At 67.0% G+C, this 13,071-nt stretch carries 15 protein-coding genes; 9 read left to right on the top strand and 6 right to left on the bottom strand.

The annotated features are described in order from the left end of the window. Positions 1 to 132: 132 nt before the first annotated feature. On the top strand, positions 133 to 651 hold the full coding sequence (locus G6N49_RS01305) for a hypothetical protein (protein WP_235679474.1): 519 nt from the start codon (positions 133 to 135) through the stop codon (positions 649 to 651). A 58-nt stretch (positions 652 to 709) separates the two neighbouring features. Here the strand turns inward: G6N49_RS01305 and G6N49_RS01300 are convergent, their stop codons facing one another. After that, complete coding sequence (locus G6N49_RS01300) at positions 710 to 1,444, bottom strand: hypothetical protein (protein WP_011561479.1); 735 nt, start codon at positions 1,442 to 1,444, stop codon at positions 710 to 712. 38 nt (positions 1,445 to 1,482) lie between these two features. Beyond that, positions 1,483 to 2,580 carry a redox-regulated ATPase YchF gene (ychF, locus tag G6N49_RS01295; protein WP_041309812.1) on the bottom strand — a complete coding sequence of 366 codons (1,098 nt, stop codon included), beginning with the start codon at positions 2,578 to 2,580 and terminating at the stop codon, positions 1,483 to 1,485. 84 nt (positions 2,581 to 2,664) lie between these two features. Here ychF and G6N49_RS01290 point away from each other — a divergent pair, with 84 nt between their 5' ends. Next, the gene (locus G6N49_RS01290) at positions 2,665 to 3,843 is read left to right on the top strand and encodes a DUF6542 domain-containing protein (protein ID WP_083045222.1); all 1,179 of its coding nucleotides are present in this window, start codon (positions 2,665 to 2,667) and stop codon (positions 3,841 to 3,843) included. Between the two features lies 1 nt (position 3,844). On the opposite strand, the gene G6N49_RS01285 is transcribed toward G6N49_RS01290, so the two are convergent. Together G6N49_RS01285 and G6N49_RS01280 are read right to left on the bottom strand one after the other, a co-directional pair. After that, on the bottom strand, positions 3,845 to 4,051 hold the full coding sequence (locus G6N49_RS01285) for a zinc-ribbon domain-containing protein (RefSeq protein WP_011561482.1): 207 nt from the start codon (positions 4,049 to 4,051) through the stop codon (positions 3,845 to 3,847). 22 nt (positions 4,052 to 4,073) lie between these two features. Further along, positions 4,074 to 5,075 carry a 4-hydroxy-3-methylbut-2-enyl diphosphate reductase gene (locus tag G6N49_RS01280; RefSeq protein WP_011856681.1) on the bottom strand — a complete coding sequence of 334 codons (1,002 nt, stop codon included), beginning with the start codon at positions 5,073 to 5,075 and terminating at the stop codon, positions 4,074 to 4,076. A 53-nt stretch (positions 5,076 to 5,128) separates the two neighbouring features. Between G6N49_RS01280 and G6N49_RS01275 the strand changes: the two genes are divergently transcribed. From G6N49_RS01275 to G6N49_RS01260, 4 genes are all read left to right on the top strand, one after another. Then, positions 5,129 to 5,683, top strand: coding sequence for a lipid droplet-associated protein (locus tag G6N49_RS01275; RefSeq protein WP_011856682.1), 555 nt, complete (start codon positions 5,129 to 5,131; stop codon positions 5,681 to 5,683). Beyond that, positions 5,680 to 6,915 carry an exodeoxyribonuclease VII large subunit gene (xseA, locus tag G6N49_RS01270; protein WP_064872862.1) on the top strand — a complete coding sequence of 412 codons (1,236 nt, stop codon included), beginning with the start codon at positions 5,680 to 5,682 and terminating at the stop codon, positions 6,913 to 6,915. The genes G6N49_RS01275 and xseA overlap by 4 nt, the downstream gene beginning before the upstream one ends. Further along, positions 6,902 to 7,114 (top strand): exodeoxyribonuclease VII small subunit, encoded by a 213-nt coding sequence (locus tag G6N49_RS01265; protein WP_064872864.1) that lies wholly within the window; start codon positions 6,902 to 6,904, stop codon positions 7,112 to 7,114. The genes xseA and G6N49_RS01265 overlap by 14 nt, the downstream gene beginning before the upstream one ends. 63 nt (positions 7,115 to 7,177) lie before the next feature. Next, positions 7,178 to 8,293 (top strand): 3-beta-hydroxysteroid dehydrogenase, encoded by a 1,116-nt coding sequence (locus tag G6N49_RS01260; RefSeq protein ID WP_064872866.1) that lies wholly within the window; start codon positions 7,178 to 7,180, stop codon positions 8,291 to 8,293. Between the two features lie 9 nt (positions 8,294 to 8,302). Here G6N49_RS01260 and G6N49_RS01255 read toward each other — a convergent pair whose 3' ends face one another. Beyond that, positions 8,303 to 8,563 (bottom strand): hypothetical protein, encoded by a 261-nt coding sequence (locus tag G6N49_RS01255; RefSeq protein ID WP_221222670.1) that lies wholly within the window; start codon positions 8,561 to 8,563, stop codon positions 8,303 to 8,305. 134 nt (positions 8,564 to 8,697) lie between these two features. Beyond that, entirely contained in the window at positions 8,698 to 9,414 is a 717-nt protein-coding gene (locus G6N49_RS01250; protein ID WP_011561489.1) for an MgtC/SapB family protein, read from the bottom strand. Between the two features lie 313 nt (positions 9,415 to 9,727). Between G6N49_RS01250 and G6N49_RS01245 the strand changes: the two genes are divergently transcribed. From G6N49_RS01245 to G6N49_RS01235, 3 genes are read left to right on the top strand one after another with little or no spacing between them, the layout of a single operon-like run. Continuing rightward, positions 9,728 to 11,272: an arylsulfatase gene (locus tag G6N49_RS01245; RefSeq protein ID WP_064872867.1), complete on the top strand. Its 1,545-nt coding sequence runs from the start codon at positions 9,728 to 9,730 to the stop codon at positions 11,270 to 11,272. Further along, a complete protein-coding gene (locus G6N49_RS01240) occupies positions 11,272 to 12,180 on the top strand; it encodes an HAD family hydrolase (RefSeq protein WP_064872869.1) in 909 nt (302 codons plus the stop codon). Before G6N49_RS01245 ends, G6N49_RS01240 begins: the two co-directional genes overlap by 1 nt. Beyond that, positions 12,173 to 13,048, top strand: coding sequence for a formylglycine-generating enzyme family protein (locus G6N49_RS01235; protein ID WP_064872871.1), 876 nt, complete (start codon positions 12,173 to 12,175; stop codon positions 13,046 to 13,048). Before G6N49_RS01240 ends, G6N49_RS01235 begins: the two co-directional genes overlap by 8 nt. Positions 13,049 to 13,071 lie beyond the last annotated feature (23 nt).

Here is a 13,071-nt window from a genome sequence, read left to right as displayed (position 1 = left end):
ATCGGGAAGTCTCCGGACACACCCCGACAAGTCTGTGCGGTCAAGCTTCCCTCTGCTGGCCAGACGTTGGTTGGAACCGGACTCCACCACGTCGCAGCGAAACTTGATGTGCGAGGCGGCATGATTACCGCCATGAGCGTCTTCGCTGCGATAGCCGCCGTCGTGGCCTTGATAATCAGTGTCGTCAATTTCGGGTTGGGTTTTTACGACCGCCGTCGGGCGACTATACGGATCGATGACGCGGCGCGGCGCAGCGTGCGCATGGAGAACCGGAAGAAGCTGGACGCGGTGCTCGAACAGGCAAGGCAGGTTGTCACCGAACTAAAGAAACAGGTGGGACCGGCTGGCGCACCGGTGCCGGAACCCTTTCCTGAGCCCGATGAGGACAAGATGGATGCCGTGTCGGCGGGTTTCGCAGCTCACCAGACGGTAGTGAACCCCGACTTAAAAGCGCCGACAATCAACCTGCTTCATCCGCCTCTCTACCGGTTGAAGCGAGATTGGACGCGTGCTTGGAATGTTGCTCAGCGCATTGGGCCGCGCAACACGAGTTCGGATTGGAAAGAAGCGTCCGACAGGCTTCGCCAACGTTTAGAGACATGTACGAGGGAGATTGACGACTTGCAGGCCTGGTTGGCCAGCATGGGCTAGGCAGACGCCAAGACTGCCTAAGCCTTGCTTCTAGACGTTGAAGCGGAACTCCACCTGGTCAGCCTTCACCCGCAGCGCTCGCTTCGATCCAATTCGAGAACTCGATGGCAAGGTGCCAACGGTGCCCACGGAGGATGGTTGGCAGAGTGAGAGCGGGAAACTCGACTGTCAGCAGAGCGCGGAACCCTTCCCCCTCGTCGCGGAACTGGTGTCGCACCCCGCCGATCGCCAAACCGTCTCGCAATCGTGCCACGCCCGCGAGCTGGACGGGATACTCGCGATCCACAGGAGTCTGCAGCGACGACGTGTCGTCGTAGTCGATGAAGAACCTCGCCGCCAGGGGTGATCCCCCGTTGGTCTCCCACACCTCCTGACGACCCTCCGCATCTGTGCGGAACAGGAAGTGGTCTGGATGAGCGGCGAGCATGGCTGCCTCGTCATCCGCGCTGGTGCGTTTTTCGAACCAATCCACGAAGCCGTTCGCCGATCCCTGCGAAGCAACCATCTCGATCGTGCTCAGCGCTCGGCGGCCCCGCGACGCTGTCGCGGTCAACCGCGCCACTCGGGTCGACCAGCGAACGTCACGGCCGAGCGCCCCTTCGATACCGCTGTGACCCAGTTCCGCCTTACGCTGGCGGAGGGCCTCACGGAGTTGGTCGACTTCTGCAGAGGAGACTGGCGCGCCCAGCTTCGAAAGTGCGCGTCGCGCCCGCTCACGTTCTCGTTCGAGGACATCCAAACGCGTGAAGCGGCTACCGCCGAGGATCGCGGTGATCTCGGGAACTCTCGCCATCCGCGCCTCCGGGTGTCGACGTAGTCGGGAATACCGCGCTAAGCCTTGGCTTTCGACGTAGATGGTTGTCCATGGCGGAACTCCACCACGTCGCCGTCGGCCATCACGTAGTCCTTGCCCTCCATGCGGACCTTGCCGGCCGCCTTCGCCGCGGCCATCGAGCCTGCCTCGGCCAGATCGTCGAACGAGACGATCTCGGCTTTGATGAAGCCCTTCTCGAAGTCGCTGTGGATCACGCCCGCGGCCTTCGGTGCGGTGTCGCCCTGGTGGATCGTCCAGGCGCGCGCCTCCTTCGGGCCCGCGGTGAGGTAGGTCTGCAGTCTCAACGTGTGGAACCCGGCCCGCGCCAGCGCGTCCAGACCGCGCTCGGTCTGCCCGATCGACTCGAGCAGCTCGGCGGCCGACTCGTCGTCGAGCTCCTGCAGTTCCGCTTCGATCTTCGCGTCGAGGAACACACAGTCGGCGGGCGCAACGAGCTCCCGCAGTTCCGCCTTGCGCGCCTCATCGGTCAGCACGGACTCGTCGGCGTTGAACACGTAGAGGAACGGTTTGGTGGTCATCAGGTTCAGCTCACGCAGCAGGCTGACGTCGGTACCGGCCGCGAACAGCGTCTTGCCCGAATTGAGCACCTCCTGCGCGGCGAGGGCCGCGTCGAGGACGGGTTTGCGGTCCTTGTGGGTGCGGGCTTCCTTCTCGAGCCGCGGCACGGCCCTCTCCAACGTCTGCATGTCGGCGAGGATCAGCTCGGTCTCGATCACCTCGATATCGGATTTCGGGTCCACCTTGCCGTCGACGTGGACGACGTCGTCGTCGGCGAAGACGCGCACGACCTGGCAGATCGCATCACATTCGCGGATGTTGGCGAGGAACTTGTTGCCCAGTCCCGCCCCCTCCGAGGCGCCCTTGACGATGCCGGCGATGTCGACGAACGTCACCGGCGCAGGCACAATCTTCTCGGAATGAAAGATCTTCGCGAGCGCCTCGAGCCGGGGGTCCGGCAGCGCGACCACACCTTCGTTGGGCTCGATCGTCGCGAACGGGTAGTTCGCGGCGAGCACGTTGTTGCGCGTCAGCGCGTTGAACAGGGTCGACTTACCGACATTCGGCAGTCCGACGATTCCCAGGTTGAGCCCCACAGGGATGACAGTCTGCCAGAGTCCGGCGGGCACGCCCGCGCGCGCTGGGCGCGCACACTCCGGATCAGCCGGTACGGTCTACCTGTGTCCGGACAGCGCGCACGGTCGGCAGTACCGGCCGACCACCGCTCTGTGCACCCACTCTTTCCAGGCCTGCCGTGGTGGGGTGCGGTGGTGTTGGCATTCACCGTCACCGCCGTCGGCTTCGCCTTCGACGCCGGTTCCGGGAGCCGTGAACTCGGTTCGGTCTTCTCCGCGTGCTACGTGCTCGGCTGCCTGCTCGCCGTCCTCGCGGTCCGTCAGGCAGGCCTGTTCACCGCGGTGATCCAACCGCCGCTGCTGCTGTTCGTCACGGTGCCCGGCGCGTACTTCCTGTTCCACGGCTCCGAGATCCACGGCCTCAAGGATCTGGCGATCAACTGCGGCTACCCGCTCATCGAGCGGTTCCCGCTGATGTTCTTCACCTCGGCGGCGGTCCTGCTCATCGGCATGGGCCGCTGGTATCTGGGGATGTCGTCGCGCCACGCGACGGGCACCTCGGCTCCCGCGGCGAAGGGGGCGAAGGGGACCACCAGAGACGTTTCCAAGGGCGCTTCGGCCGCCGCGGCGGCCGGTGGTCTGGTCGCGGCGCTCAAGACCAAGGTGTCCGGGCTCCTCTCCGCGCCCGCCGCGACCGACGATGGGCATGGGCAGGACGAGGAGCCGCCGCGCCGCAGGCGCAGCTCCGAACGACCGCGCCGGGCGGCCAAACCGGCCGCCGAGCGGACCCGGTCGAGCCGTGACGCCGCCCGCGGCGCCGCGGCGCGCAAACCGGCCAAACGCGCCGCCACCCCGTCACGTTCGCGGCACAACCGCCCGCCCGAGACCGAGATCATCGAACCGGTCGTCGACCGGCCGCGCCGGTCCCGCTCCACGCCGCGCACCCCGGAATCCCCCGAACCGCGCCGGCGGTCCCGTACGCAGGCGCCCCGCGAGGCCCGCGAACCGCGGGAGACGCGCGATGCCCGCAAGCTGCCGCCGCGGGAACGGCGCTCGTCGTCCTACGACCGGCCGGAACGCCGTCCCGAACGCTCGCGCCGCCTCGACGACTACGAGCCCTACGAACCGCTGGAGCCGCACACCCGCAACGGCAGCTCCAGCCACCACCCGATCTCCCGGGTCCGGTACCGCGGCGCCGACGAGGACGATCAGCGCAGCGAGTACCGCAGCCGTCCGCGCGTGCGGCGCAGCTGGGATGCCGACGCCTGGGAGTACGACGTCTAGCTCAGAGGGCGACTGACGTGCCGCAGACGCCGCACACCTCGAACTGACGCCGCTTCCACCGCGCGACCGGGATGAAGAACAGCGTGAACTGCTTGAACTGACGCATCTGCGTCCACTGGGTGGTGTTGTGACAGCGCGGACAGGTGCGGGTCTGCCCGGCGCCGAGGTACTGCTGCTTGGTGGACAGGCCGAACAGGAAGAAGAACACGCCCCCAGCGTAGGGAAGCGACTCAGCTGCGAGCGGGCCGGATCTCCCTGGGCAGCGCGAACACCAGTGTCTCGTTGGCGGTCGTCACCGGCTGCACGGTTCCGTACCCGTATTCGGCGAGCCGGTCGAGCACACCGCGCACCAGGACCTCCGGCACCGACGCGCCCGAGGTCACGCCGACCGTGGTGACACCATCGAGCCAGGTCGGATCGATGTCCTCGGCGTAGTCGACCAGATGTGCCGCGTCGGATCCGGCGCCGAGGGCCACCTCGACCAGCCGCACCGAGTTCGACGAGTTCTTCGAGCCGACGACGATGACGAGTTCGCACTCCGGCGCCATCGCCTTGACCGCGACCTGGCGGTTCTGGGTGGCGTAGCAGATGTCGTCGCTGGGCGGGTCCTGCAGCGTCGGGAACTTCTCCCGCAGCCGGCGCACCGTCTCCATGGTCTCGTCGACGCTCAGCGTGGTCTGGGACAACCAGATGACCTTGTCGGGGTCGCGCACGGTGACCTTGTCGACCGCGTCGGGGTTGTCGACGACCTGAACGTGGTCGGGCGCCTCACCGGCGGTGCCGACGACCTCCTCGTGGCCTTCGTGGCCGACGAGCAGGATGTCGTAGTCGTCGCGGGCGAAGCGTTTGGCCTCGTTGTGCACCTTCGTCACCAGCGGGCAGGTGGCGTCGATGGTCTTCAGGTTGCGCGCGGCCGCCTCGACGTGCACGGTCGGCGCCACGCCGTGGGCGGAGAACACGACGATGGCGCCCTCGGGCACCTCGTCGGTCTGTTCCACGAACACGGCGCCGGCCTTGGCGAGCGTGTCCACGACGTAGCGGTTGTGCACGATCTCGTGGCGTACGTACACCGGAGCGCCGTGCTTCTCGAGCGCACGCTCGACGGTCTCCACGGCGCGGTCCACCCCTGCGCAGTATCCGCGCGGCTCGGCCAGCAGAACTCGCTTACCGGAGACACCGCCCGTCACCGAGCTGGACGCACCCGGAATCCCCATGTTGATCGTCGGCGGCATGACTCCAAGGGTACTGACCGATGCCACCGTCCGCCCAGCCGTAGGCTGTCGGCATGGCTACCGCACCCTATGGGGTTCGTCTGCTGGTCGGCGCCGCCGTCACCGCGGTCGAGGAAACCCGCAAGCTGCCACACACCATCCTGATGTATCCGATGACGGTGGCCAGTCAGGTCGCCAGCATCGTGATCCATTTCCAGCAGAACCTCGCCGACCTGGTCAACAAGGGTGACGAGACGCTGGAGAACCTCTTCCCGCCCAAGGACGAGCAACCGGAGTGGGCGACGTTCGACGAGGACGACGGCGCGGCGCCAGCCACCGACGGGGAGCGGCGCACCGAGGGGCGCTTCGCACTGTTCTCCACCGGTGAGCCGGAGACCACAGACACCGGGGACACCGGCACGCGGCAGGCCTCGGCCGCGTCCGAGACCCCGGCGATCGTCACCGAACTGGATTACGAGTCGCTGACCCTGGCACAGCTGCGCGCGCGGCTGCCGTCGCTGAGCGTCGACGACCTCGAGGCGCTGCTCGCCTATGAGGGCGCCACCCGGTCACGCGCGCCGTTCCAGACCCTGCTGGCGAACCGGATCACCCGCGCCACCGCGAAGTGACCACCCCGGCCGACGACCAGGGCAAATCCCCTGAGAATCCCTGGCCGGTCCGGGCTGTGGCCACCCGTGTCGCCAAGTACATCGACCGGCTCGGCATGGTGTGGATCGAGGGCCAGCTGACCGAGCTCAAGATCCGCCAGACGACGGCCTGGATGGTTCTGCGCGATCCGGCCGCCGACATGTCGCTGTCGGTGAGCTGCCCGCGCGACCTCGTCGCGAACGCGCCGGTGCCGCTGTCGGAGGGCACCCAGGTCATCGTGCTGGGCAAACCGCAGTTCTACACCCGCAACGGCTCGTTCAGCCTGCGGATCAGCGAGATCCGCGCGGTCGGCATCGGCGAACTGCTGGCCCGCATCGACCGCCTGCGTCGGCTGCTCGACGCCGAGGGCCTGTTCGATCCCCGGCTCAAACGGCCCATCCCGTTCCTGCCCGGCACGATCGGCCTGATCACCGGCCGCGCCAGCCATGCCGAACGGGACGTGATGACCGTCGCGGCCAACCGGTGGCCCGCGGTCCGCTTCGCCGTCCGCAACACCATCGTGCAGGGCCCCAACGCGGTGCCGCAGATCGTCGGCGCGCTTCGCGAACTCGACCGCGACCCCGGTGTGGACGTCATCGTGCTGGCCCGCGGCGGCGGCAGCGTCGAGGATCTGCTGCCGTTCTCCGACGAGACGCTGTGCCGGGAGATCGCGAGTTGCACGACCCCGGTGGTCAGCGCGGTCGGCCACGAACCGGACAACCCGCTGTGCGACCTGGTCGCCGACCTGCGCGCGGCCACCCCGACCGACGCGGCCAAACGCGTCGTACCCGACGCCGCCGCCGAACAGGCGTTCGTCACCGACCTGCGCCGGCGCAGCGCCCGCGCGTTGCGCCAGTGGGTGCACCGCGAACAGCACCACCTCGACCAGTTGCGCAGCCGCCCGGTGCTGGCCCGTCCGCTGCAGGCGATCGATGCGCGCGCCGACGAGGTGCACCGCGCCGTGGCCGCGGCCCGTCGCGACGTGCGCCGGATGGTGACGGTGGAATCCGAACGCGTGGGCCATCTGTCCGCCCGGCTGACGACGCTCGGTCCGGCCGCCACACTCGCTCGTGGCTACGCGGTCGTACAGACCATGCCCGATACGAACGTTCTGCGGACGACTGCCGATGCGCCGGCGGGTACGCGCCTGCGCATCCGGGTGGCCGACGGCGCGATCACCGCGGTGAGTGAGGGGACCGATGAAGCCCATTAGTGAGATGGGGTACGAAGAGGCGCGCGACGAACTGATCGCCGTCGTGCAGCAGCTCGAACAGGGCGGTCTCGATCTGGATGCGTCGCTGAAGTTGTGGGAACGCGGCGAAGAGCTGGCCCGATGCTGCGAGGAGCACTTAGCCGGAGCTCGTCAGCGCATCGAAACGGCGCTCGGCGAGCGGGACGCCGACGACGGTTGACTCGGCAACCGAAATCCGACCAAGGGGTTCTGAACTAGAACACGTTTCAGTTATAGTCGCGCCATGGCTGATGCAACGCTGACCACAGAACTGGGCCGCGTGCTGGTGACCGGTGGGTCCGGCTTCGTCGGCGCGAATCTCGTGACCGAACTGCTCGAGCGCGGCCACCACGTGCGTTCGTTCGACCGCGCCCCCTCCCCGCTGCCGCCCCATCCGCTGCTGGAGACGCTCGAAGGCGACATCTGCGATCCGGAGACGGTGGCCGCCGCGGTCGCCGGCGTCGACACCGTCTTCCACACCGCGGCGATCATCGACCTGATGGGCGGGGCGTCGGTCACCGACGAGTACCGCCGCCGCAGTTTCGCGGTCAACGTCGGAGGCACCGAGAACCTCGTGCGTGCGGGCCGCGCCGCCGGGGTGAAGCGGTTCGTCTACACCGCGTCCAACAGCGTGGTGATGGGCGGACAGCCGATCGTCGCCGGCGACGAGACCCTGCCCTACACCGACCGGTTCAACGACCTCTACACCGAGACCAAGGTGGCCGCGGAGAAGTACGTCCTGGCGCAGAACGGGATCGACGGAATGCTGACGTGCTCGATCCGGCCGAGCGGCATCTGGGGCCGCGGCGATCAGACGATGTTCCGCAAGGTGTTCGAATCTGTCCTGGCCGGACACGTCAAGGTTCTCGTCGGGAGCAAGAACGTCAAACTCGACAACTCGTACGTGCACAACCTCATTCACGGTTTCATCCTCGCCGCCGAACACCTGGTGCCCGGCGGCACGGCACCCGGTCAGGCGTATTTCATCAACGACGGGGAGCCGGTCAACATGTTCGAGTTCTCCCGCCCGGTCGTGGAGGCGTGCGGTGAGCGTTATCCCCGGCTGCGGGTGCCGGGCCGGCTCGTGCACTTCGTGATGACGGTCTGGCAGCAACTGCACTTCCGCTTCGGGCTGCCCAAACCGTTGCTGGAACCGCTTGGCGTGGAACGGATCTACCTCGACAACCACTTCTCGATCGCGAAGGCGGAACGGGATCTGGGCTACCGCCCGCTGTTCACCACCGAGCAGGCGATGCAAGCCTGCCTGCCGTATTACGTCGAACTGTACGAGAAGATGAAGGCCGACGGAGCGGAAAACCCTGCCGTACAAGCGGTGCGGACCACACCGCCGGCGGGTTGATCCCGCCGGTCAGCTCGCCCCGGTGTCGGCGGTCAGATCGCCGTCGTCGACGAACTCCAGACCACCGTCGTCGAGTGAGACCGCCCAGCGGCGCGCGGCGTCGGCGATGTGGTGCTCACCGATCTCGACCGCTTTCCCCGCGACGTCGGCGAAATCCTCGACGACGACGCCGCGCTTTTCATGATCGGTTCCCGGATGGACCAATACCCGCGAATTGATGGCGATCTGCGAATCGCCATTTCCGGCGTCCCCCTTGTCGCGTTTCGCCATCCCCGCACCTCCGAGCGCATCTGAGTTCTTAAATGAAGTGAACCACGCCGCCACATGCACAGCGCCGTTTCCTGTTATTCGGCGCGCGGCGCAAAAACGCTACGAATTGATATCGACTGCGGCCCGTATAACGCCTACGGCCGTGCGAGGCCGCTCGCCTCTTCTTCCGGAATGTTCCACCGCACGGAGGTCACCCGCGCGTCGACCGCGAGCACTCCGACGATCTTCTCGAGCACCGCGTCGTCGCGCGCCAGCGCCGACACCCCGGCCGCGATCTGGAGCTTCCCCCCGTCGGCGGCGACCGACCGCAACGACGTCAACTGCAGGTGGGAGTCGATGACCGCCTGCACGAGCAACGCCCGGATATCGGTGTCGTGGTCTTCGCGACAGACCACCGTCAGCAGATAGTGCACCGGCGGATGCTCCCTGCCGCCCCAGTTCTTGCGGCGGTCCATCGCCTCCGCCAGCGGGTGCAGCGCCAGGTTGACCGCGACCACGATGACCGCGCTGGCGAGCGCCTCCCGCCACAGCCAGGCGCCGGCCAGCGCCCCCACCGCGGCCGTCGACCACAGCGTGGCCGCGGTGTTGAGCCCCGTCACCGACAGGCCCTGCTTCATGATCACGCCGGCGCCGAGAAAACCGATCCCCGAGACGATCTGCGCGGCCACCCGGGTCGGGTCGGCGTCGGGGAAGCTGTAGGCACCCAGGATGAGGTACAGCGCCGAGCCCGTACTGACCAAAGCCATGGTCTGCAGGCCGGCCATCCGCGAGCGCCACTGCCGCTCGAGTCCGATCGCCACGCCCAGCACGGTCGCCAGCCCGACACGGGTGAGCAGGTCGACGGCGAGCATGCTTGGGATTGTCGCCGGTCCAGCGCCGTGCGGGCACTCGGACACGCAAAAAAGTGACGGTTGAGTGATAGCCGAGACGGCGCGATGCGGCACTTCTACGATCGGAACCTACGCAAAGGCAAGGGAGCCGCTGTACCCGGCGGTGCACCCGACATCGACCGCATCGCCGCCGAAGGCATGCGGTTCCCTCCGCAACAGGAGCCCGGTGGCTTCACCATCGACCAAGCGGTCGTCGACTCGAGGTGTTTCTCCGCAAGGGTTGACACTCCCGCCTCCCGAACTCGGCCGCACAGTTCAAGAAAGGGCCTTGCACATGCCGAACGGACAGCCCAACATCCTCGTGATCTGGGGTGACGACATCGGGATCAGCAACCTCAGTTGCTACAGCCGCGGGATGATGGGCTACCGCACACCCAACATCGACCGGATCGCCGACGAGGGCATGCTCTTCACCGACTCTTACGGCGAGCAGAGCTGCACCGCGGGCCGGTCGTCGTTCATCACCGGCCAGAGCGTCTACCGCACCGGCATGAGCAAGGTCGGGATGCCCGGCGTCGACATCGGACTGCAGAAGGAGGACCCGACCATCGCCGAGCTGCTCAAACCGTTGGGTTATGCCACCGGGCAGTTCGGCAAGAACCACCTCGGTGACCTCAACAAGTACCTTCCGACCGCCCACGGGTTCGACGAGTTCTTCGGCAATCTGTACCACCTCAACGCCGAGGAGGAACCCGAGAACGCCGACTACCCGACCGAGGAGGAGGCACCGGTGATGCGTCGGGCATTGTTGCCGCGCGGCGTCATCCACTCCTGGGCCACCGAGGAGGATTCGGACGAAGTCGATGACCGGTACGGCCCGGCGGGAAAGCAGCGCATCGAGGACACCGGACCGCTGACCAAGAAGCGGATGGAGACCATCGACGACGAAACCACGGACGCCTGTGTTGATTTCATCACCCGTGCGCACGGGACCGGCACCCCGTTCTTCGTGTGGATGAACATGACGCACATGCACTTCCGGACGCACACCAAGCCGGAGAGCCTGGGACAAGCCGGGCGCTGGCAGTCGCCGTACCACGACACGATGATCGACCACGACCGCAACGTCGGTCAGCTACTCGACCTGCTCGACGAACTGGGTATCGCCGACGACACCATCGTCATCTACTCCACCGACAACGGCCCGCACGCCAACAGCTGGCCCGACGGTGCCACCACACCGTTCCGCAGCGAGAAGGCCACCAACTGGGAGGGCGCTTTCCGGATCCCGGAACTCATTCGCTGGCCCGGCAAGATCGAACCGCGCAGTGTGTCCAATGAGATTGTGCAGCATCACGATTGGCTTCCGACCTTCCTGGCCGCCGCCGGTGACCCCGACATCGTCGACAAGCTCAAAGCCGGGCACACGATCGGGGACATCACCTACAAGGTGCACATCGACGGGTACAACCTGGTGCCCTATCTGACCGGCGAGGTGGCCAGGAGCCCGCGCCGCGGAATGATCTACTTCTCCGACGACTGCGACGTACTCGGTATCCGCGCGGAGAACTGGAAGGTGGTCTTCCAGGAGCAGCGTTGCCAGGGAACCCTGCAGATCTGGTTCGAGCCGTTCACCCCGCTGCGGGCGCCGAAACTGTTCAACCTGCGCACCGATCCGTACGAGCGCGCCGACATCACGTCGAACACCTACTGGGACTGGGTCATCGACCGCATCTACCTGGTGCTCTACGGATCTGCGATCGCGACTCAGTTCCTCGAGACGTTCAAGGAGTTCCCGCCGCGCCAGGAACCGGCGTCCTTCACCATCGACCACGCGGTCGATGAGCTCAACAAGTTCCTGTCCACCCGAGGCGGCTGATGCTCGACACGTGGACCGACGGGCCCACGCAGTCCGCCATCGTCGATTTCGTCAACCGGGCAGCCGCCGACATCCCACCCGAGGAGCGCGTCGCGGTGTTCGACAACGACGGCACGCTGTGGTGCGAGAAGCCGATGTACATACAGCTCGACTTCATCGTCCGCCGGCTTGCCGAAAGAGCATCGGCCGAAAGCACTTTGGCGTCCCGGCAGCCGTATCAGGCGGCCAGCGCGGGCGACCTGAGATGGTTCGGCAATGCCATCACGAACCACTATCAGGGCTACGACTCCGACCTGACGATCCTCGCCGAGGCGGTGATGTCGCTGCACCAGTCGATGTCGGTCGAGGATCACGCCGCACTGGTCGCGGACTTCTTCGCCGAGGCAACCCACCCGACGCTGAACCGGCCCTACCAACGCTGCACCTACGTGCCGATGGTGGACCTGCTGCGCTATCTGGAGGACAACGACTTCACCTGTTACATCGTCTCGGGCGGTGGCCGCGACTTCATGCGTCCGATCACCAGCACCATCTACGGAATCCCGCCCGAGCGGGTGGTCGGCAGTTCCCAGGGACTGAAGTTCGACGGCCGAGACGGCCACGGGGATCTGCTGATCCAGCCCGCGCTCGACGTCTTCGACGACGGGCCCGAAAAGCCCGTGCGCATCTGGAACCGGATCGGCCGCAGACCCGTTCTGTCCGCCGGGAACTCCAACGGAGACGACGAGATGCTGCAGTACGGCGGGCGCCCCGGGGCGGCGGCGTTGCGGCTGCTGATCCTGCACGACGATGCCGATCGCGAATTCGCCTACACCGCAGGCGCCGAACGCGTGCTGGCGCATGCCGACGCCTGGGGGTGGACGGTCGTGAGCATGAGAAACGATTGGGCGACCATCTTCGGTGACTGAAGACCTCGTCCGGATTCCCGCGCAGAGCGCGACGATCGGTTCCGACCGGCACTACCCCGAAGAGGCGCCGGCCCGCGACGTGACCGTCGACGGTTTCTGGATCCAGGCACATGCGGTCACCAACGCCGAGTTCGCCGCGTTCGTCGACGCCACCGGCTACCGGACCGTCGCCGAACGCCCCCTCGACCCCGCGAACTATCCCGACGCGCCGGCACAGAATCTGCAACCGGGGTCGATGGTGTTCCGCCGCACCGCCGGACCCGTCGATCTGCGTCACCTGAGCCAGTGGTGGTACTGGACGCCAGGCGCGTCGTGGCGCCACCCGATCGGGCCGGGCTCCTCGATCGTCAACCGAGCCGACCACCCCGTCGTGCACGTCGCCTACGACGACGCCGAGGCATATGCGTCATGGGCAGGGCTGGAACTACCCACCGAGGCGGAATGGGAGGTCGCCGCTCGGGGCGGGCTGTCCCGCGCCGGCTACACGTGGGGCGACGAGCCCGAGGGGCCGGGGCACAAGCTCGCCAACTATTGGCACGGCGAGTTCCCCTGGCGTCCCGACCGGGGCTATGGCCGCACCGCCCCCGTCGGCAGCTACCCACCCAACGGCTACGGGCTGTACGACATGGCGGGCAACGTGTGGGAGTGGACCACCGACTGGTACACCGACACCGGTGGTTCCGCGTGCTGCGCCGAGGACAGCTACGACCCGGCCCAGCCGCAGTTCCCGGTGCCGCGCCGCGTTGTAAAGGGAGGGTCGTTCCTCTGCGCCGACTCGTACTGCGCCCGCTACCGTCCCGCGGCGCGGCGCCCGCAACCCGTCGACACCGGTATGAGCCACATCGGCTTCCGCTGCGTGCGCCACTGAGATGGTGCGTTTCGACGACGGCG

The sequence above is a fragment of the Mycolicibacterium monacense genome, from assembly GCF_010731575.1.
In the GTDB taxonomy this organism is placed as follows: domain Bacteria; phylum Actinomycetota; class Actinomycetes; order Mycobacteriales; family Mycobacteriaceae; genus Mycobacterium; species Mycobacterium monacense.
This window is presented reverse-complemented; position numbering and strand designations above follow the sequence as displayed.